Genomic DNA, 18,603 nt, shown 5'->3' with positions numbered 1-18,603 from the left:
CATCATGACCCATCCGTTTCTGTTTCATCCCCAGGTGGCGCCCTGGTTCAAAGAGAGCGCCGACGCACTGCAATTGACTCTTTTTAGCGAGCTGGATGCGCCGATCCGCGAGGTGTGGCTGCGCCACGAGCCGGATAACGAGGAGTTCCTGATCCCGATGACAGCGGTCTCCACCCGCGATCGGCTGCAGGTGTGGCAGGCGACCCTGCCGCTCATCAAGGGACAGGATATCCACCTCTACAGCTTCAAGTGCCTCACCGACGAGGAGCAGTGGTGGCTGCACGGAGCGGGCGTCAGCGCGTCCATGCCGCCACGGGAGCAGCATTTTCGCTTCAACAGCCTGCACCAGCCACCGGCTTGGGTGCAGGATCAGGTGTTCTACCAGATCTTCCCCGACCGCTTCTGCAACGGCGATCCGTCGCTGAGCGTCAAGCATCACGAGTACGAGTACCGAGGCAAGGCGGTCATCAGCAAGGCGTGGGGCGAGCCGGTCAGCCGCCACGAAGAGGGTCACGGCGCCTGCGAGTTTTACGGTGGCGATCTGGCGGGGATAGATGCCAAGCTCCACTACCTGCAATCTCTCGGGGTGACGGCGCTCTACCTCAACCCCATCTTCGATTCTCCGAGCAACCACAAGTACGACACCCAGGACTACTTCAAGGTGGACGCCCACCTCGGCAGCAACGAGCAGTTCGCCGAGCTGACCCGCAACCTGCACCAGCGCGGCATGAAGATCATTCTCGATGCGGTGGTCAACCACACCTCTACCGAGCATCCCTGGTTCTGCCCGCCGCTCGGGGCCCAGAGCAACCCGGACTCCCCGTGGCGCAGCTTCTACACCTTTGATAAAGAAGGGGATTACGTCAGCTGGAAGGGCATTCGCAGCCTGCCCAAGCTCGACTTCTCCTGCGAGAAGGTACAGGACGCCGTCTATCGGGCCGACGACGCCATCCTCCGTTACTGGATGCGCGCCCCCTACCAGATCGATGGCTGGCGCTTTGACGTCATCCACATGCTGGGCGAGCGCGGCACCGCCGAGGGCAACCGCCGCCATGTACGCGCCATTCGCGGGGCAGTGAAGCAGGAGAACCCGGACGCCTATGTGCTCGGCGAACACTTCTTCGAGGCGAGCCAGTGGCTGCAAGGGGATCAGGAGGATGGCGCCATGAACTACTATGGCTTCGCCCACCCGATCCGCGCCTTCCTGGCTGGCAAGGACATCGCCTACCACCCCATCAAGATCAGCGCCGAAGAGCTGGATCGCTGGCTCAAGCTGGCGCGGGCCCATATCCCGTTCAAGAACCAGCTGGCCCAGTTCAACCTGCTGGACAGCCACGATACCGCCCGCTTCCTCCACCTGCTGGGTGAAGACAAGCAGCGGATGCAGCTGGCCGCCACCCTGCTGCTCACCTATATCGGTGTGCCGTCCATCTACTACGGCGATGAAGTGGGGCTCTCCGGCGGTAACGACCCGGACTGCCGCCGCTGCTTCCCGTGGGATACCACAGACTGGGATCATGTGCTGCACGACCACTATCGTCGGCTGATCCAGATCCGCCGCCAGCGCCCTTCCCTGCGCCGTGGCGATATCCAGACCCTCTACGCCGGGCCCCACAGCTATGTGTTCGCCCGTACCCTGCAAAGCGATCAGGTGGTGGTGGCCTGCAACCGCCATCCGAGCGAGCCACGCACCATCAGCCTGCCCCTGTGGCAGACCGCCAGTCCGGCCAGCCGCTTCACCGACGCCTTCAACGGCGAGAAGTTCGAAGTGGTGCAGGGCGAGGTGCAGCTCACCATCCCCGCCAACTCGGCCCGGGTGCTGATCTCCAGCTGAGTGGGCAACTGACATGCTGAAAAACAAAACCGGAGCCCAAGGCTCCGGTTTTTTATTCCATTCAATCCACCATGACGTCTGGCCCCTAGCCAGCCACCATCAGTAGTTGATGCTGACGTAGGGCACTTCCGGCACCTGCCAGCGCTGCTTGAGGTAGACGGTGAGCACGAAGAAGAAGTTGGCCAGCAGGTTGGCGAAGCGATAGAGAATGGGATCGAAGGCCACCCCGCTTTCTTCCAGCCTGACCAGCAGCCGCACCACCTTCTTGCTGCCACAGCGGCACAGATGGAGGGTGGGAATGGGCTGCGGCCCCTGTGGCAGCACAAAACCGGTGACGCTGCCGCGACTCGCCTCGTTGTAGTGGTCGTAACGGGCCTTGAGCCACTCAAGATCTGCATCGAAGACCCCCAGCTTGCCGCGTACCGAGCCGTTTAGGTTGTAGATAAGTCGCTGCAACGCCGCGAGATCCGCCATCACGGGCCGGGTATCCGCATCCGGCGCAAGGTGTGACAGCACGGCCCCGACCTGACAGCAGAGCTCGTCGGTGGCGATTTCAAAATCACACTTGAGCGAGGTTTCGAAGATAAAGGGGTAGCAGAGCTCGCGCTTGTCTCTTGGCTTCTTGGGGTTCATGGGGCAACCGGATTGGATAAAAGGCCAGTTTGCCAGCCCTGGGAAGGGCTGGCAAACGGCAGCTCATTACTTGCGTTACGCGCTGTGGCTCAGGCGTTCTTACTGGCGGGCTCGGTGGAGGGCTGGAACTGGTTGATCATCCGCAGCGCCTCCAGCATCCGCTGGTTGAAGCTGGTGAAGCGATCGACCTGCGCCGGTTCCTCTTCTCCTCTCGCGGCCAGCACGGCCGGGGTCAGCGCCTGTTGCTGGGATGGTGGCAGCAGGGTATCCGCCTGTTTCTGCATCTGATCCAGCTTGGGCAGGTAGTCTGCAAACGGCTTGATCAGATCCTGCAGGGAGTGCGCCCCCTGATAGGTCTGGCTCAGCTTGACACTCTGCTTGAGCTTGAGGGAGTAGGAGGCCAGCTGGCTGTCATCCAGTTTCAGCTCGCCCGCCTTGTCCAGCAGATCCTCGAAGTTGCCGGAGAAGAAGCTCCCCGCCAGCTCGTCGATCCCCTTGACCAGCTTGCCGATGGACTCCATCTCGTCGCTGCTGAGGTCCCCCTCCAGCGAGAAGCTGAAGCTCTGGCTCGACTTGAGGCTGAACTGGCTGCCGCTCTCGCTGCTCTGGGACTTGGTCTGCCAGCTGTCGTTGAATCGCAGCACCACCTTGTCGCCATCCTTGGTCTGGATCTCCAGATACCCCTGCTGGCGACTGGCCATCTCGGCCTGTCCCATGTCGGTCGGAGAAATCTTGCCGAAGAACTCCTTCTCGAACTCCTCGAGCCCTTTCTGGATCAGCTTGTAGCTCTGATCGATACCGGTTTTGATATCCTCGTTGTCGGTCGCCCACTTGCCGAGCTGCTTCTTCGCCTCGTCAAAGCCCTTGTCGACCCCCTTGCGGGCCTGCTCCATCATCCCGGTCAGGTCGTCGTCGGATTTGCCATCAGCCCGCGCGGCACCAAGCCGCCCGGTCACGAACTGCAGCACGTTGTCCGCCACCGACTGGAAGTCGAACAGGGTCTCAGGGGTGATCTCCTCGGGCTCTTTCACCTTCGGCGCCTGATAGCCCTGGCCGTTGATCTCCAGCGAGAACTGCAACGCCTGCTGGATCAGCACCTGCGCCCACTTGGGCGGCTTGTGCAAGGAGACCTCCTCCTCGCTCTTGACCTGTTTCTGCTCCGCCTGTTGGGGCGATTTGGGAGAAACACCCACTCCCTTGGGTTGGGCTGCGCCCACGCCTTCGATCTGCATAATGTGTCCTCCCACCATGCCTGTAGATCAGCTATCGGCCTGACTGGACACTTCTTGACCACAAAATGCTGGACAATCTGCGGCTGGCTTTTAAAATCGGGCCCCTTTGGGTGGCCTGTTGCCTTCCCCCGATTTCGACCCGGCCAGACCGGTGTGCATGTGAGGTATTTATGACCCAATCCCAACAGCCTTCCGCGAACGCTCCGGCGCCCAGAACCGCGGCCGACTATCAGGCCCAACTCGACGAAAAGCGCGCTCGCCTCACCGAGCTGTTTGCCGGCTTCACCCTCCCGGCGCTGGAAGTGCACAGCTCACCGGCGGAGTACTACCGGATGCGCGCCGAATTTCGCATCTGGCACGAAGGGGATGACCTCTTCCACTGCATGTATGCCCCGGCGACCAAAGAGATCATCAAGATAGACCACTTCCCTACCGCCAGCCGCCTCATCAACCAGTTGATGCCGCTGCTGCTGGAGGGGCTGCGCCCACACCCGGTGCTGCGCCGCAAGCTGTTCCAGATCGACTACCTCTCCACCCAGTCCGGCCAGATCATTGTCAGCCTGCTCTATCACCGCAAGCTGGAAGCAGAGTGGCAACAAGCCGCCGAAGCGCTGCAGGCCGATCTGCGCGCCAAGGGGTTCGAGCTACAGCTGATTGGCCGCGCCCACAAGCAGAAGATCTGTCTGGGGGATGACTTCGTCATCGAACAGCTCAACGTGGCGGGTCGCCAGCTCACCTACAAACAGGTGGAGAACAGCTTCACCCAGCCCAACGCCGCCATCAACGAGCAGATGCTGGCCTGGGCGCTGGATGTGACCAAGGGGAGCGAAGGGGACCTGCTGGAGCTCTATTGCGGCAACGGCAACTTCTCCATCGCGCTGGCGCAGAACTTCCGCAAGGTGCTGGCCACCGAAATCGCCAAGCCGAGCGTCGACTCCGCCCAGTTCAACATTGCCGCCAACGGCGTCGACAACCTGATCATCCTGCGCATGTCGGCCGAGGAGTTCACCATGGCGATGCGTGGCGAGCGGGAGTTCAACCGCCTCAAGGGGGTCGATCTCAAGAGCTACCAGTGCAACACCATCTTCGTCGATCCGCCCCGCGCCGGTCTTGACGATGCCACCGTCAAGCTGGTGCAGGAGTACGACAACATCCTCTACATCTCCTGCAACCCCGAAACCCTGCAGGCCAACATGGCCGTGCTGGGCGAAACCCACGAGATCGCCCGTTTCGCCCTGTTCGACCAGTTCCCCTGGACCCATCACATGGAAGCCGGAGTCTATCTGCGCCGCAAGGCCGGCTGATTCAGGCAGACAGGAAAACAACAACAGGGCCGGATGGCCCTGTTTTGTTATTGACTGAACACCGGCCTCACTCCAGCCGGAAGTGACCCACGATCTCCCGCAGCCGGTCGTAGGTCTGCTGCATCGCCACGGAGCTGGCAACCGTCGCTTCGCCATTGTGGGTCAGCTGACGGATCACTTCGGCGATGGCGCTCATGTTGCGGTTGATCTCTTCGGCCACCGCGCTCTGCTGCTCCGCCGCCGTGGCGATATGGCTGATGAGATCGTTGATCTCCACTACTTCCCCTGCCATCAGATCCAGCGACTCGTTGACCCTGGTGGTGTTCTCGGCCGCCCCCTGACAGCTCTGCTTGGTGTTGCCCATGGCATCCACCACAGTTCGGGTGCCCCGCTGCAGACTGGCCAGCATGGTCTGGATCTCGGCTGTGCTCTGCTGGGTACGGGCCGCGAGGGAACGCACCTCATCAGCCACCACCGCAAAACCTCGCCCCTGTTCACCGGCGCGGGCCGCCTCGATGGCGGCGTTGAGCGCCAGCAGGTTGGTCTGCTCGGCAATGCTGCCGATCACCCCGAGCACGGAACCAATCTGCTGCACATCCTGCTGCATCGCTTCGATGGAGCGGGCTGTGGCTTCCACTTCGTCCACCAGCGCCATCACGCTGGCCATCGCCTGATCCACCACCTGACGGGACTGGCTCGCCAGCTGCTGGCTCTGGCCGGTGAGTTGGGCGGTGCTGGCCGCACTCTCGGAGACGGAGACCGCGGTGCGGCTCATCTCGTTGATGGCAGTCACCACCTGCTCGGTCTCGCGTACATGATCCGCCAGCAGAGACTGGGCGGCACCGGTCTGGCTGGCCAGCCCTTCTATACCACTGTTGAGCTGGCCGCTCGCCTGCCGCACCTCCCCCATCATCTCCTGCAACCGCTCGATAAAGCGGTTGATGCCGGCCGAGATCTGGCCAAGGTCATCCTTGCTGGTCACCGCCAGCCGGCGGGTGAGATCGCCACTGCCACGGGAGAGCTCCAGCACCAGATCCCGCAACGAGAGAATGGGGCGATAGGCCACGTTGAGCGCCAGCATCGCCAGCACCATCACCACGATCGCCACGCCGCACAGCGCCATGATGATCTGGCCGTTGAGGGCCCGGGTCATGGCCCGGATGTAGTCAAGGTCGATGTAGCCGGTCAGCGTCCAGCTGCTGCCGCGGATATCCAGCTGGTTGGGGCGTGCTTCACTCTCCCCCTGCGGCTTGCTGTCATAGAGGCTGTTGCCCTGACTGTCGGCCAGCGAGAAGTAGCGGCCATCGCCACTCATCTTCTCCAGCAGGCTTTTGAACTCGCTCATGTCGAGGTAGTAGAGATAGGCGGAATCGGCACCGCGCGGCACCAGAATGGTGATGACCGGCTTGCCATCCACCTGTTGCAGCGGGCTGACGGTGATCTGGTTGTTGGCGGCGGGGATCAGCTTGCGCAGGGCATCAACCTTGGCGCTGTCGTTGATGACCCCGCTCACGTCGAATGCCATGTCGCCGATCACCTTGACGATGTTGTGAAAGCCGGTCTCTTGCAGGGTCTTCTTGACGTTGGTCACCCCGAAGTTGAGGTTGGCGGCCAACAGGATTTTCTGATTGATGTCGCTGGCCAGCTTCTCTTTGACCAGAGTTATCTGCTCGGTGATGTTGTGGGTGGCCTGAGTGCGAATGTAGCCACTGATGAAGTGATTCACGCTGAGTCCGGCGGTGCCGATGGTGACCAGAATGGCCAGTAGCAGCAAGAGGTAAATCTTGACCTTGAATGGCATGGGTTCCCTCCAGAAGAGAGGGCTGGCAACGCCAACCCTCCCTGCCAATCGTTATTTCTTCTTGGCGTACTTCATGGAGTCCAGGGCCACCGCCAGAATGATGATGCCGCCCTTGATGATGAACTGCCAGTAAGGGCTGACGCCGATATAGGTCAAACCATAGTTGATCAGGGTGAAGATAAGTACGCCGGTGATCACACCCGCGACCGTTCCCACCCCGCCGGCAAACGACACGCCACCCACCACGCACGCCGCGATAGCATCCAGCTCGTACATGAAGCCGAGGTTGTTGGTGGCGCTACCGATCCGGCCCGCTTCCAGCATACCGCCGAAGGCGTAGAAGACCCCTGCCAGCGCATAGATCATCACCAGATTGACCGCCACGTTGACGCCGGAGACCTTGGCTGCCTCGGGGTTGCCACCGATGGCGAAGATGTTTTTGCCAAAGCGGGTCTTGTTCCACAGCACCCAGACAAAGACGCTGGCGATGGCCGCGTAGAAGGTAAGATAGGAGAGCTTGAATCCTCCTATCCGGATAAACCCTTGGGCGAAGCTGGAGAAGCGAGGGTCAAACCCGGCCACCGGCGAGGCCCCGACCGAGTCAAAGTAGAGGGAGTTGATACCATAGACGATGATCATGGTGCCCAGAGTGGTAATGAACGGGGTAACGTTCAGGTAGGCCACAATGAGACCGTTGACCAGACCAATCAGCGCCCCCACCACACACACCAGCAGGATCACCGCAGGAATGGGCACCTCCCCCAGCGTCGGGAACACCTTGTTGACGTTGGTCAGCGCCTGCAACATGGTTGCTGCTATGAGTGCCGCCAGACCGACCTGACGACCGGCCGAGAGATCCGTCCCCTGAGTGATGATGATACCCGCCACCCCCAGCGCTATGATGACCCGCACCGAGGACTGGGTCAGGATGTTGCTGAAGTTGGTGAGGCTCAGGAAGGAGGGCTCCTGGATCACGATGACCATGAGCAGCACCAGCAGCACCAGATAGATGGCGTTTTCCTTGAGCGCCTGCATCAGATTGAAATTTTTAGCCGACTCCATAAATGTCTTCCTGTCTCTAGAGGTACAGAGATGCCAGGCGCAGTATCTCGCTCTGGTCAGTTTCTTTGGTATTGACGATCCCGGCGACCCGGCCATTGCTCATCACCATGATGCGGTCGGTGATCCCCAGCAATTCCGGCATCTCTGACGAGATGATGATGATCCCTTTGTCCTTCTTCGCCAGCTCCAGGATGAGCTGGTAGATCTCGAACTTGGCCCCGACGTCGATGCCGCGGGTGGGCTCGTCGAGCATCAGGATCTCCGGCTGGGTCAGCAGCCAGCGACCGATGATCACCTTCTGCTGGTTGCCCCCGGAGAGGGAACCGATCTGGGTCTGCTGGGTCGGCGTCTTGACCCGCATGGAGTCGATCACCCACTGGGTATCGCTCTTCATCTTGTTGTCGCTGAGCAGCCCCATGGAGCCCTTGTAGCTGTCCATGTTGGCGATCAGGGAGTTGAAGGCGATATCGAGTCGGGAGTAGATACCGGTGGAGCGGCGCTCTTCCGTCACCAGCGCAAAGCCGTTGCGGATCGCTTCGTGGGCGTTGTGGTTGGCTACCTCTTTGCCGTGCAGCTTGATGCTGCCCTGACTGCGATCGCGAATACCGAACAGGGTCTCGACGATGTCGGTGCGCTTGGCCCCCACCAGTCCGGCGATGCCGAGGATCTCCCCCTTGTGCAGGTTGAAGGTGATGTCCTGAATGGAGGGCTGGTTCTTCGCCGTCAGGTGTTCGATCTCGAGGATCACCTCTTTCGGCTGGTTGGTTTTTTCAGGGAAGCGCTGGGTCAGTTCACGGCCGACCATCATGCCGATGATCTGATCCATGGTCATGCCCTTGAGCGGCTGGGTTGCCACCCACTGACCATCCCGCAATATGGTGATCTCGTCACAGAGCTGGAAGATCTCCTCCATCTTGTGAGAGATGTAGACGATGCCGCACCCCTTCTCCTTCAACTTGTTGATGATCTTGAAGAGGTGGTTCACCTCTTTCTCGGTCAGGGAGGAAGTAGGTTCGTCCATGATGACGATCTTGGCATCGTAGGAGAACGCCTTGGCGATCTCGATCATCTGCATCTGGGAGACCGACAGGGTCGCGACCTTCACCTTGGGGTCGATGTCGATATCCAGCTCATCGAAGATGCGCTTGGTGTCGTCATACATCTTGCCGTGGTCGATAAACCACCCCTTGGTGGGGTAGCGGCCGAGCCACATGTTGTCCATCACGGTACGCTGCAGCACCAGGTTGAGCTCCTGATGCACCATGGAGACGCCATTTTCCAGCGCCTCTTTGGAGGAGGTGAAGTTGATCTCCTGCCCCTTGAAGAAGATCTTGCCCTGATCCTTCTCGTAAATGCCGAACAGGCACTTGAGCAGTGTGGATTTTCCCGCTCCGTTCTCGCCCATCAACGCATGCACAGAATGAGGACGGACCCGTAAATTGACATTATCGAGTGCCTTGACGCCGGGAAAGCTCTTACTGACGTCAATCATCTCCAACAGCCATTCTGATTGTTGCTGTGTTGTCATATCAGCCATCACATCTGGTTGAAAAAAGGGCAAGGGGATCTCCCTTGCCCTGGAGGAGGGAATTACTCGAATTGGGACAGGTTGTCTTTATCCACACCGACGTAGGCAACACGCACTACCTTGTCGACGATATTCCACTTGGTGCCTTCACCGGCCGGTTTGCCTTCAGCCAGGTTCTTGGTCAGCTCGAAGGTGGCTTTGGCCTGGTTGGCCGCATCGTTCAGTACGGTACCCGCCATGGCACCGCTCTTGACCATGGCCAACGCTTCCGGCAGCGCATCGACGCCGAATACCGGAATGGCAGTCTTGCCCTGGGCTTTCAGTGACTCGACTGCACCCATTGCCATGCCGTCGTTGTTGGCGATGACCACTTCGATCTTGTTGGCGTTGGGGCCGGAGATCCAGGCATCCATCTTGTCTTTCGCCATGGCGGTATCCCACATACCGGTATCCATGTGCAGTTGCTCGGTCTTGACGCCGCCATCGTTCAGGGTCTTGACCACGTAGGAGGTGCGCGCTTCGGCATCCGGGTGGCCCGGCTCCCCTTTCAGCAGCACGAACTGGATCACGCCATCCTTGTTCAGATCCCACTCCGGATGGGCTTTCCAGTGTTTGGCAATCAGCTGACCCTGGATGATCCCTGACTCCTTGGAGTCGGTACCCACGTAGTAGGCCTTGTCGTAGCTGGCCAGATCGGTAGCGCTCGGCTCCTTGTTGTAGAAGACCACCGGGATATCTTCGCCACGGGCTTTCTCAATCACTACCGGCGCCGCAGCGGGGTCAACCAGGTTGATGGCCAGCGCCTTCACCCCTTTGGCCAGCAGCACGTCGATCTGGTCGTTCTGCTTGGACTGGTCGTTCTGGGAGTCGTTCATCAGCAGTTCCACCCCCGGAGTGGCTGCCGCCTCCTTCTCGATGGCCTTGCGCACGACCGCCATGAAGTTGTCGTCGTACTTGTAGACGGTTACCCCGATACGGGTGTCAGCCTGGGCATTGGCTCCAGCCATCATGCCCATCAGCAGGGCGGCAACTGTGGTCAGTTTTTTCATTATGTGTGCTCCGATGTGTCTATCTGTGTTGTAGGGTGGCGAGCAATTGAGCAAGCGCCAATCAATGTAATCAGTTTGTTGTCATTTCTTCTGTGATCATGACGACAAAATGAAAACGTTTACACTCTGTTACATTGAAACTTTATATTTATTTTTCAAATACATATAAATAAAAATCAGATTTGAGACTCAATCTTTCCCACAGCATTGAGGCTAGTCGTTACTGGTCTGTTGTCAAAATGGCGCACTGGCTAGACAGTCGCTTCAATAGCTGGCTTAGCGGAGAGTGCAGCCCCAACGGTAACGACGCTCGAGCAGTTGATACTCGGGACGCACGCTCTGACTCCAGGAGTCATCCCCGCCCACCCCCATATGGGCGCCATCGAGGCAGACCCACAGCCCCTCTTCGGCCACCAGATCGCTCTGGTGACGGGCGGCGGCCAGCTGTTGCTGACTGAAGCGGCTGGCACTGAAATGGAAGCTGCCGTTCACCGTTGTGCTACCCAGCTGCAACTGGCGGGTATCGCAGCGCAAGCCGTTGTCACTCGGGAAGATGTAAGGGGTGTGCATCGCCTCCAGCGGCAAACTCCAGCGCCCCAGATCGGCGCCCAGCAGGCGATCCGGATAGTTCTCGTGAGGGCCACGCCCCAGCCATTCTGCTCGCGCTGGCACCTCGGCCAGATGAAGCAGCAGGCCGATCCTCGGCAGCGACGGCAGCACCTGTGCCAGCTCGGTCTCTATCTCGAGGCTCATAGCGCCATCGTCGGTAAAGCGGTGATGCCAGTGACTCACCAGCAGCAGCTCATCACGGTGGAAGTAGCCATGGCTGACCCGGATATCCCCTCCGGCGACCGCGATCCCCAGACAGCGGTGCTGCCACTGACCGAGGCCACAGCCCTGCCAGCGAGCAATCCAGGAGTTGGGGTCGGCGTGATCCGCTTCGCTGGTGCCGATGTCGTTGTCGAGCGGCGCCCGGTAGAAGTGATCCATGATCGGCGCCAGCAACTGCTCCTGCCCCGATTTTTGCCAACTGGTGATGCGGCCGCTCTGCTTGTCGAGCCGCCACTGGCTGTTTGCGGCGGTGATCCGCCAGCCATCCGGCTGCTCGCTCAGGGTAGCGGCAGCGACCGGCGCTGGCAGGGCAAGGGGAGTCGGCAGGGTGAACTGCTGATGGGCGACCTTGTGATCTGCCTGCGACCAGAGGGTGGCCTGGGGCTGAACGATGGCCAGATCGAGCCAGGCCAGTGAACCTGTCGCAAAGGGGGGCAACGCCTCGCTCAGGGTCAACTCGATCACCCCCTGTGGCGCCAGCTCAAGGGAAACCTCCCCCTGCAGCTGCACATGGCCGTTCTCGCACAGCTGCCAGCAAAGCCGCTCGTTGTCGGTTGCCCGAAACAGGTATTCGCTCTCGATCCGCACCCGCAGCGGGGTGTGCTCGAGCAGGGTGAAGCGGAACGGCTGCTGAGCCCGCTTCGCCTCGCACAGGGCGGGATGGGGGGTGCGATCCGGGAACAGCAGACCGTTGCAGCAGAACTGGCGATCGTTTTGCAGATCGCCAAAATCGCCGCCATAGCCCCAGTAGTGACGGCCATCGGCAGTGTATTTGTCGAGCCCCTGATCGACCCAATCCCAGACAAACCCGCCTTGCAGGCGTGGATGATCGCGAAACGCCTGCCAGTAGTGGGCGTAGCCCCCCAGACTGTTGCCCATGGCGTGGGCGTACTCGCAGAGGATCAGCGGTCGGCTCTCGCCGGGCAGGCCGATCCACTTGGCCAGCGCCCACTTGGGCACCGCCGGGAAGGGCTGATCCTGATGGGTTCTGGCATACATGGGGCAGATGATATCGGTGGCCGGGGTATCGGCCCCGCCCCCCTCGTACTGCACCGGACGGCTCGGGTCGCTGCGCTTGATCCAGCCATACATGGCATCGTGGGCCGGGCCGTAACCCGACTCGTTGCCGAGCGACCAGATGATGATCGAGGGGTGGTTGAAATCCCGTGCCACCATGCGGGTCGCCCGCTCCAGAAAAGCGTTGCTCCAGGCGGGATCCCGCGCAAGCCGCCCCATGGGGGTCATGCCGTGGGTCTCCAGATTCGCCTCGTCCACCACATAGAGGCCGAGCCGATCGCAGAAGCGATAGAAATCGGGGTGGTTGGGATAGTGGGAACAGCGCACCGCATTGAAGTTGTGCCGCTTCATCAGCAGCAGATCCCGCTCCATGGTGGCGCGATCGATGGCATAACCCTTGGCGGGATGGTGTTCATGACGGTTGGCACCGCGAACAAGCAGCGGCTGGCCGTTGACCCGCAGCAGGCCGCCACGGATCTCCACCACCCGAAAGCCCATATCGCACGCCTCGCTCTCGATAACCTGACCCTGCTCGTCGAGCAGGGTCAGGGTCAGGCGATAGAGATGGGGCGTCTCGGCGCTCCACTTGCGCGGCGCAGCCACGTCGAGCCAGAACTCGGCGCGATCGTCGTAAGCCCCTTTTTCATCAATGGCTTGGGTACCGATCGGCTGGCACAGGGTCGCGACCCGCTCGCCGCCGTCATAGAGATTGACCTCCACCGACAGACCGGCCCCATTAGCCACCTGCAGTGCAATCTTGAGACGGCCATCCCGATAGCAGGCATCCAGCTCGGGGGTCACCCGCATATCCATCAGATGACGGGACGGTTTGTGCAGCAGGCTGACGGAGCGGAAGATCCCCGACAGCCACCACATATCCTGATCTTCCAGATAGGAGCCGTCGGACCAGCGCAGCACCAGCACCGCCAATCGGTTGCGACCGCTCTGCAGATATGGGGTCAGATCGAATTCGGCGGGCAGCCGGCTGTCCTGGGAGTAACCTACCCAGCGGCCGTTGCAGAAGAGGTGGAAGGCACTGCTAACCCCGTCGAAGATGATCCGGCTCTGGCCGCTTGCCAGCCAGTCGGCGGGCAGTTCGAACTCGCGGGAGTAGCAACCGGTGGGGTTCTCTGCCGGCACCCGGGGCGGATCGCAGGGAAAGGGGTACTTGATATTGGTGTAGATGGGGCCATCGGTGAGCGGCCGCGCAGCCGGATAGGCGGCATCCAGCTGCCAGTTGCCCGGCACTGTAATGGGGCAAGCATCCACCAGATCCTGCGCCAGCCAGCTCTCGGGCACCAATTCGGGAGCGGCAAAGAAGGAGAAGCGCCACTCGCCATCGAGCAAGAGACGGGAGGAAGAGGCCAGATCACCCCTGGCATCCGCTTCGCTGCGCCAGCTGAACATGGGGGTATGGGCAGCCAGCCGGTTTACCGACGTAATGGCCTGAGTCTGCCAATCCTGACGCGCCACTATCTCCCTGAGCATTCACTCTCTCCCTGCTGATTGGAAAACGTATTCAGTCTAGAGAAGTATGACGCAGGGAACGGCGATCTCGCTCACACAGATGTAAACGATTACACTGATTTTGTTAAGTAAAGCGGAGTAAAAATGATTAAAAATAGGTAAAACAATAACTGTGCAAGAAACGGCCCCGAACAGGGCCACAAAGGGGGCTATCCGGCCCGAACCGGTGCCACCGAGTGGCGATTGATCAGGGTGGGGGTATAGATCCTGCTCTGGGTCGCGTCACTCTCCCCCGCCGCCAGCTGAATGGCCAGCTTGGCCGCCTGAGCCGCCATCAACTCGATGGGATAGCGCATGGTGGAGAGCTTGGGGCGCAAATATCTGGCATAGATGATGTCATCGAAGCCCACTACCGAGACCTCCTCCGGCACTCGCAGGCCGTTGTCGGCCAGCACAGAGATGGCGCCCGCCGCCATGGCATCGTTATAGGCCACCACGGCGGTCACCTTGAGCCCCTTGGCCAGCAGGTTGAGCATGGCACGCTCCCCCCCCTCCTCGTTCGGTGTGCCGCTCTCGATAAGCTCGGGATCGGCTGCCAGACCCGCCTCCATCAGCCCATCCTGATAACCCTGCAGGCGCAAGGTGGCATCCTCGATGGCGTGATCCGAGCTGATAAAGGCGATATGGCGGTGACCCAGTTCGATCAGGTGGCGAGTCGCCGTAGCCGCACCCAGCCGATTGTTGAGGGCGATGCATCGCCCTTTGAGGGCCGGAATATCGCGGTTGATCAGCACCATGCCGGGCACCCGCATGGCGTAATCGTAAAGTTCCTCGTCGCTCAGCGCCTTGCTGTGAACCACCAGCGCCTCGCAACGCTTGCCGATCAGTAGCTCGATCGCCTCACGCTCCTGACGCGCCTTGTGAAAACCGTTACCCATCAGCAGGTGAAGGTTCTGCTCGACGGCGATGCCGGAGACCCCCTTCACCAGTGCACCGAAGAAGGGATCCGCCACGTCACCGACCACTACCCCCATAGTGTCGCAGGTCTGGCTCACCAGTGCCCGCGCGTTGGCGTTGGGGGTGTAGCCCAGTTCGGCCATGGCCTTCTGCACCACTTCGCGAGACGCGGCACTGGCCTTGGGGGAGTTGTTCATCACCCGTGAAACCGTTGCCACCGACACATTGGCCAAACGGGCGACATCCTTGATGGTGCTCATGCTGTTTTCACTTCTTTCACTGTGCAATAGAGCGCCATTATACCCAGCAAACCCTTTGAAAACAGGGGTGAAACGCATATCTGCCATCAGGATGATCACAAAAACAGTGTAATCGTTTACACTGTTTTGCAAGCAAGCTCACAGTTTGGTCGCCACACCCTCGGCTAGACTGCTTCCAGACACTTTTTCAGTGGAGAGCAAGATGAACGTTCTGGTCACCGGCGGTTGCGGATATATCGGCAGCCACACCTGTCTGGCCCTACAAGCGGCAGGCATGAATCCCGTGGTGGTCGACAATCTCGGCAACAGCAAACGCAGCGTACTGGCCCGAGTCGCTGCCATCAGCGGCCAGCAACCCCTGTTCTATCAAGGGGATATTCGCGATGCGGCCCTGCTGGACCGGATCTTCGCCGAACAGCAGCTCGATGCAGTGATCCACTTTGCCGCCCTCAAGGCGGTCGGCGAGTCGACCCGCATTCCACTGGATTACTACGAGAACAATCTCGGCGGCACCCTCACCCTGCTGCAGGCGATGAAGCGGGCCGGGGTGCACAATCTGGTGTTCAGCTCCTCGGCCACCGTCTACGGCGATCCCGCCAGTCTGCCGATCCGCGAGGATTTCCCCCGCAGCGCCACCAACCCCTACGGTCGCTCCAAGCTGATCATCGAGGAGATCCTCGAGGATCTGCAGCTGGCCGAGCCGCACTGGAGCATGACCCTGCTGCGCTACTTCAATCCGGTCGGCGCCCACGAGTCGGGCACCATGGGGGAAGATCCCCAAGGCATTCCCAACAATCTGATGCCCTATATCACTCAGGTCGCCATCGGCCGTCGCGACTGCCTGTCTGTCTTTGGAAACGATTACCCCACCCCGGACGGCACCGGCGTGCGCGACTACATCCACGTGATGGATCTCGCCGAGGGGCATGTCAAGGCGCTGCAACACTGCGCCGGCAAGGGTGGCGTGCACACCTACAACCTGGGCACAGGTCAGGGCCAGAGCGTGTTGCAGCTGGTCGCCGCCTTCTCTGCCGCCTGTGGCAAGCCGCTGCCATTTCGCATCGAACCGCGCCGCCCGGGCGACATCGCCGCCTGCTGGGCCGATCCGGCCAAGGCGCAGCGTGAACTGGGCTGGCAGGCGACCCGCAACATCGACGCCATGTGCGCCGACAGCTGGCGCTGGCAATCCGCCAATCCGAACGGTTACGAGGAGTAGGCCTGCCTGCTCCCTGTTAATAAACGCCCCTATTTTTCAATACCTTATTCAGGAGAGATGATGTTCAACCCCGTCGATCATCCCCATCGCCGCTTCAACCCGCTGACCGGCCAGTATGTGCTGGTCTCCCCCCATCGGGCCAAACGCCCCTGGCAGGGACAGGTGGAGAAGGTGAGTCAGGCCCCCAAACAGGCCCACGATCCCGACTGCTTCCTCTGCGCGGGCAACACCCGGGTCACTGGCGACATCAACCCCGACTACAAGGGCACTTTTGTCTTTACCAACGACTTCGCCGCCCTGATGCAGGATACCCCGGCCGCCGATAGTGCCAGCGATCCCCTGTTGAAGCTGGAAGCCGCCCGCGGCACCAGCCGGGTCATCTGCTTCTCGCCGGATCACGGCAAGACCCTGCCCGAGCTGCCGCTGCCCGCCATCGAGGGGGTGATCACCACCTGGATGGATCAGGTCGCCGAGCTGGCGGCCCAGTGGGAGTGGGTGCAGGTCTTTGAAAACAAAGGGGCCGTCATGGGCTGCTCCAACCCGCACCCACACGGCCAGATCTGGGGCAGCGACTTCCTGCCCAACGAGATCGCCCGCGAAGAGCAGCACCAGCGCGACTGGCTGTCAGAGCATGGCCGCCCCATGCTGCTGGAGTATGTGGAGCGGGAGCTGGCGGATCGCTCGCGCATCGTGGTGGAGACCGAGCACTGGCTCGCCGTAGTTCCCTTCTGGGCCGCCTGGCCGTTCGAAACCCTGCTGCTGCCCAAGGCGCACGTCCCCTCCATGCTTAACCTGACCAAGGCCCAGCAACAGGATCTGGCGGTGGCGCTCAAGGAGCTCACCAGCCGCTACGACAACCTGTTCGAGTGCAGCTTCCCCTACTCCATGGGCTGGCACTTTGCGCCGCACAAATCGGATTGCCCCGAGGCGTGGCAGCTGCATGCCCACTTCTATCCGCCCCTGCTGCGCTCCGCCACCGTACGCAAATTCATGGTCGGCTTCGAGATGCTGGCCGAAACCCAGCGCGACCTGACTCCCGAGCAAGCCGCCGAACGGCTGCGTGCCCTGAGCCCCATTCACTACACCCAAACCACCCACACCAATGAGGAGGCCCTATGACCCCCAGCCAACGCGTCAGCACCGTTTTTGCCGAGCAATTTGCCAAAGTGCCCGATCTGCTGGTGCGCGCCCCCGGTCGCGTCAACCTCATCGGTGAACATACCGACTACAACGACGGCTTCGTGCTGCCCTGCGCCATCGACTACGAGACCTGCGTCGCCATCGGCCTGCGCGATGACCGGCAAGTGCAGGTGATCGCCGCCGACTACGACAACCAGCGCGACCAGTTCGACCTCGACCAGCCCATCGAGCACCACCCCGACCAACGCTGGAGCGACTACATCCGCGGCGTGGTGAAGTATCTGCAGGAGCGCGGTTATGCCCTGCGCGGCCTCGATCTGGTGGTCTCCGGCAACGTGCCGCAGGGGGCGGGGCTCTCCTCCTCTGCCTCGCTGGAAGTAGCCATCGGTCAGGCATGCAAAGAAGCGCTGGGGCTCAATATCAGCCAGGCCGAGATCGCCCTCAACGGCCAGCAGGCGGAGAACAAGTTCGTCGGCTGCAACTGCGGCATCATGGATCAGATGATCTCCGCCAGCGGCAAAACGGATCATGCCCTGCTGCTCGACTGCCGCTCGCTGGAGACCCGCCTCATCCCCATGCCGGTGGATCTGGCGGTGCTGATCGTCAACTCCAATGTGCGCCGCGGTCTGGTGGACAGCGAATACAACACCCGTCGCCAGCAGTGCGAAGCGGCCGCCCGTCACTACGGGGTCAAGGCGCTGCGCGACCTCGATCTGGCCGGACTGGAAGCGGGCAAGGCCGGGCTGGATGATGCTTGCTATCGTCGTGCCCGCCACATCGTCGGGGAAAATGCCCGCACCCTGGCGGCGGCCGATGCACTGGCAAGCCACGATCTGACCCGACTCGGCGAGCTGATGGCCGAGTCGCACGCCGCCATGCGCGATGACTTCGAGATCACAGTGCCCGCCATCGACGGTCTGGTGGATATCATCAAGACCAGGATTGGCACCGATGGCGGCGTGCGGATGACAGGTGGCGGCTTCGGCGGCTGCGTGGTCGCCCTGCTGCGCCCGGAGAAAGTGGCCGAGGTGATTGCCGCCGTCGAGGCGGAGTATCCGGCCATCTCGGGCCTCAAGGCCGACTGCTACGTCTGCTCTGCCAGCGCCGGTGCAGGCAAGCTATGAGCAGCGCCATGACCCCGTTCGAACTGGAAAATGAAGAGGGGCTGCGGCTGCGCGGCCTCGACTTCGGCGCCACCCTCACCTCCCTCACCCTGCCGGTGGCGGGCGAACGGCGTGAAGTGCTGCTGGGCTGTGCCGACGACGCCTATCC

13 protein-coding genes and 1 pseudogene are annotated in these 18,603 nt (G+C 61.2%); 6 read left to right on the top strand and 8 right to left on the bottom strand.

From position 1 onward, the window contains the following. Positions 1–4 precede the first annotated feature (4 nt). A complete protein-coding gene (gene malZ, locus AB5Y85_RS03815; protein ID WP_368221210.1) occupies positions 5–1,834 on the top strand; it encodes a maltodextrin glucosidase in 1,830 nt (609 codons plus the stop codon). Between the two features lie 99 nt (positions 1,835–1,933). Here the strand turns inward: malZ and AB5Y85_RS03810 are convergent, their stop codons facing one another. After that, complete coding sequence (locus AB5Y85_RS03810) at positions 1,934–2,467, bottom strand: ATP--cob(I)alamin adenosyltransferase (RefSeq protein ID WP_368221209.1); 534 nt, start codon at positions 2,465–2,467, stop codon at positions 1,934–1,936. Positions 2,468–2,556: 89 nt separating this feature from the next. Then, the gene (locus tag AB5Y85_RS03805; protein ID WP_368221208.1) at positions 2,557–3,699 is read right to left on the bottom strand and encodes a DUF5610 domain-containing protein; all 1,143 of its coding nucleotides are present in this window, start codon (positions 3,697–3,699) and stop codon (positions 2,557–2,559) included. A gap of 170 nt (positions 3,700–3,869) precedes the next feature. On the opposite strand from AB5Y85_RS03805, the gene trmA reads away from it, so the two are divergent. Then, positions 3,870–5,003, top strand: coding sequence for a tRNA (uridine(54)-C5)-methyltransferase TrmA (trmA, locus tag AB5Y85_RS03800; RefSeq protein ID WP_139735457.1), 1,134 nt, complete (start codon positions 3,870–3,872; stop codon positions 5,001–5,003). Positions 5,004–5,070: 67 nt separating this feature from the next. Here trmA and AB5Y85_RS03795 read toward each other — a convergent pair whose 3' ends face one another. The 6 genes from AB5Y85_RS03795 to AB5Y85_RS03770 form a co-directional block, all read right to left on the bottom strand. Continuing rightward, positions 5,071–6,804 carry a methyl-accepting chemotaxis protein gene (locus AB5Y85_RS03795; RefSeq protein WP_368221207.1) on the bottom strand — a complete coding sequence of 578 codons (1,734 nt, stop codon included), beginning with the start codon at positions 6,802–6,804 and terminating at the stop codon, positions 5,071–5,073. Between the two features lie 51 nt (positions 6,805–6,855). Next, positions 6,856–7,866 (bottom strand): galactose/methyl galactoside ABC transporter permease MglC, encoded by a 1,011-nt coding sequence (gene mglC, locus AB5Y85_RS03790; RefSeq protein WP_005342585.1) that lies wholly within the window; start codon positions 7,864–7,866, stop codon positions 6,856–6,858. A gap of 16 nt (positions 7,867–7,882) precedes the next feature. Beyond that, on the bottom strand, positions 7,883–9,403 hold the full coding sequence (gene mglA / locus AB5Y85_RS03785) for a galactose/methyl galactoside ABC transporter ATP-binding protein MglA (protein WP_069527674.1): 1,521 nt from the start codon (positions 9,401–9,403) through the stop codon (positions 7,883–7,885). Positions 9,404–9,456: 53 nt separating this feature from the next. Continuing rightward, a complete protein-coding gene (gene mglB, locus AB5Y85_RS03780; protein ID WP_005340747.1) occupies positions 9,457–10,443 on the bottom strand; it encodes a galactose/glucose ABC transporter substrate-binding protein MglB in 987 nt (328 codons plus the stop codon). Positions 10,444–10,719: 276 nt separating this feature from the next. Beyond that, entirely contained in the window at positions 10,720–13,779 is a 3,060-nt protein-coding gene (locus AB5Y85_RS03775; RefSeq protein WP_257687498.1) for a beta-galactosidase, read from the bottom strand. A gap of 188 nt (positions 13,780–13,967) precedes the next feature. Further along, on the bottom strand, positions 13,968–14,975 hold the full coding sequence (locus AB5Y85_RS03770) for a substrate-binding domain-containing protein (RefSeq protein WP_041915397.1): 1,008 nt from the start codon (positions 14,973–14,975) through the stop codon (positions 13,968–13,970). A gap of 202 nt (positions 14,976–15,177) precedes the next feature. Here AB5Y85_RS03770 and galE point away from each other — a divergent pair, with 202 nt between their 5' ends. The 4 genes and pseudogenes from galE to AB5Y85_RS03750 all read left to right on the top strand — a co-directional run. Next, entirely contained in the window at positions 15,178–16,191 is a 1,014-nt protein-coding gene (galE, locus tag AB5Y85_RS03765; protein ID WP_257687497.1) for a UDP-glucose 4-epimerase GalE, read from the top strand. A 60-nt stretch (positions 16,192–16,251) separates the two neighbouring features. Beyond that, positions 16,252–17,310, top strand: coding sequence for a UDP-glucose--hexose-1-phosphate uridylyltransferase (locus AB5Y85_RS03760; RefSeq protein WP_257687515.1), 1,059 nt, complete (start codon positions 16,252–16,254; stop codon positions 17,308–17,310). Beyond that, on the top strand, positions 17,307–18,455 hold the full coding sequence (gene galK / locus AB5Y85_RS03755; protein WP_257687496.1) for a galactokinase: 1,149 nt from the start codon (positions 17,307–17,309) through the stop codon (positions 18,453–18,455). The genes AB5Y85_RS03760 and galK overlap by 4 nt, the downstream gene beginning before the upstream one ends. Continuing rightward, positions 18,452–18,603: pseudogene (locus AB5Y85_RS03750) on the top strand (galactose-1-epimerase); the annotation flags it as partial. The gene galK and the pseudogene AB5Y85_RS03750, both read left to right, overlap by 4 nt.

Source organism: Aeromonas sp. R3-1, assembly GCF_040908345.1.
GTDB classification, from domain to species: domain Bacteria; phylum Pseudomonadota; class Gammaproteobacteria; order Enterobacterales; family Aeromonadaceae; genus Aeromonas; species Aeromonas veronii.
Note: the sequence above shows the minus strand (reverse complement) of the source record. Positions and strands in the feature narration are given on the sequence as shown.